2 protein-coding genes are annotated in these 2,378 nt (G+C 31.5%); both read left to right on the top strand.

Translation table 11 applies throughout. From position 1 onward, the window contains the following. Positions 1-542, top strand: a 542-nt coding sequence (locus tag SOY52_RS02100) for a helix-turn-helix domain-containing protein (protein WP_320847332.1), incomplete at its 5' end; no start/stop codon positions are given. 95 nt (positions 543-637) lie between these two features. Then, positions 638-2,378 (top strand): DEAD/DEAH box helicase family protein (locus SOY52_RS02105; protein WP_320847333.1); only part of this gene is annotated, 1,741 nt, incomplete at its 3' end.

Below are 2,378 nucleotides of genomic sequence, written 5' to 3' on the forward strand. Positions count from 1 at the left end.
TTGATAAAGGTTTAACCCAAAAAGAACTTGCTACTTTAATTAACGTAAGTGATAAAGCGGTATCTAAGTGGGAGTGTGGTAATGGAATGCCTGATTTATCAATACTTCCAAATCTTTCAAAAGTATTTGAACTAGATATAAGTGTCCTCTTAAATGGTGAATTAGAGGAGAATAGTATGAATAATGGAAACTTGAAGAATATTAATTTTTATGTTTGTCCTGAGTGTGGAAATATTGTTACTAGCTTGTCAGAAGGAGAGTTCTCTTGCTGTTCAAGAAAACTTGAAGCTCTTAAACCAATTAAAGCCTCAGAAAATGAAAAGTTAACTATTGAAACTAATGATGGAGAGTTGTTAGTCACATCTGATCATGCAATGGAAAAGGATGGATATATTTCATTTATTGCATATGTTTCTTGTGATACTTTAATTATGAAAAAGCTATACCCTCAATGGGGCGTTAATGTTCGATTCCCATTTGCTCGTCATGGAGTATTTTACTTTTATGACACCAAGAAAGGTTTATTAGTTCAAAGATTTTAACTAATAGCAGTTTGTCAAATCTAGATTTGACAAATCGTGATTTGACAAATGTGTGATCTTTACCTCTATAAATATACAATGTAAAATTATTATTTATGAGAATAGAGAAACTTCCTCCAGGAATTTATGAACAGTTAATAAATCAAGAAGTTCAAGAATCTCTTGAAAAGATAGACTCCCAATTAACAAAGAAAGATAAAATTGATGAAGGGCTTTCTTCAATTGTTTTGAGTCAGTATGTTAAAAATGCTGTAAGAGAAGCTCTTGATCAAACAAGTAATACTAAAGAACAATTTAAGCTTGTAAATGATATTGTTTCGTTACTCTCAACTAAAGTCGATGAATCATTTAACAATTATAGATTAATGGATGAAAATCAATCCCTTGTCGAGATAAAACAACGACAAGAACTATTACTTCCTGAAAAGAAAAGGCCTTTATCTTCTTTAACTCATAGTTATTTATTTACAGGTGATACTGATATGAAGCTTGTAAATGAATTAAATAGAGAAATAGTTACAGCTGATAGAATTGACATGCTTGTTTCATTTTTAAAGGTAAGTGGACTAGACATGATTAGAAGCTCTTTACAATCATTTACTAGTAGAGGTGGAAAGCTAAGAATAATCTCTACTACATATATGGGAGCTACGGATTTAAATGCAGTTAAACAATTATCTATGCTACCTAATACCGAAATAAGAATTTCTTATGATACTAAGCATACTAGACTTCATGCTAAATCATATATGTTTTATAGAGATACAGGATTTAATACTGCTTATATTGGATCTTCTAATTTATCTGGTGCTGCAATAACTGATGGAAGAGAATGGAATGTAAAAATTACATCTACTGATCAACCTGATGTGTTTCAACAAATGCAAAGTACATTTGATATCTATTGGAATAATGATAGTTTCACTCCATACACAATTGAAGACTTTGATAAATTAAAAGAAGCATTAAGTAGTGAAAGGCAAATTAAAGAAAAATCAGGAAAGAGTTTTTTTAGTTTTGATATTCAGCCTTATCCTTTCCAACAGGTAATATTAGATAAGCTGGAAGCAGAACGAGTATTAAACAATAATTCTAGAAACCTTGTTGTTGCTGCAACAGGTACTGGAAAAACTGTAATTTCAGCATTTGATTATCGTCGTTTTAGGGAAAATCATCCGGGTAAAAGGAACAGCTTATTATTTGTAGCTCATAGAGAGGAGATCCTTTTACAAAGCCGTTATTGCTTTAGAACCATACTTAAGGATCCTAATTTTGGAGATATGCTTGTTGGAGATTACAAGCCAGAGCAAACTGATTATTTATTTGCATCTATACAATCTATTAACTCTAAAAATTTAACAGAAAGGCTGTCTCCTGATTATTATGATTTTATCATTGTTGATGAATTTCACCATGCTTCAGCCGTATCATATCAGGACCTTCTTTCCTATTTTAAACCAAGGGTTTTACTTGGATTAACTGCTACTCCAGAGAGAATGGATGGTGAAGATATATTGAAATACTTCGATGGTCAGCATTTTGCTGCTGAAATACGTCTTGGTGAAGCTATTGATAGACAGCTGCTATGTCCTTTTCATTATTTTGGTGTTAGTGATGGTACAGACCTGTCTACATTAAAATGGACAAGAAGCGGATATGATACTGAAGAACTTGAAAAAATTTATGCTATAGATGAAATAGCTGCTAAGAAGAGAGCTACGTTAATAATTAATACTCTCGAAAAATATATTAATGATCTTTCTACTATACATTGCATAGGATTCTGTGTTTCACAAGCTCATGCTAAATTTATGGCAGATTTCTTTTGTTTGAATG

It is taken from the genome of Bullifex sp., from assembly GCF_034103065.1.
Lineage (GTDB): Bacteria > Spirochaetota > Spirochaetia > Sphaerochaetales > Sphaerochaetaceae > Bullifex.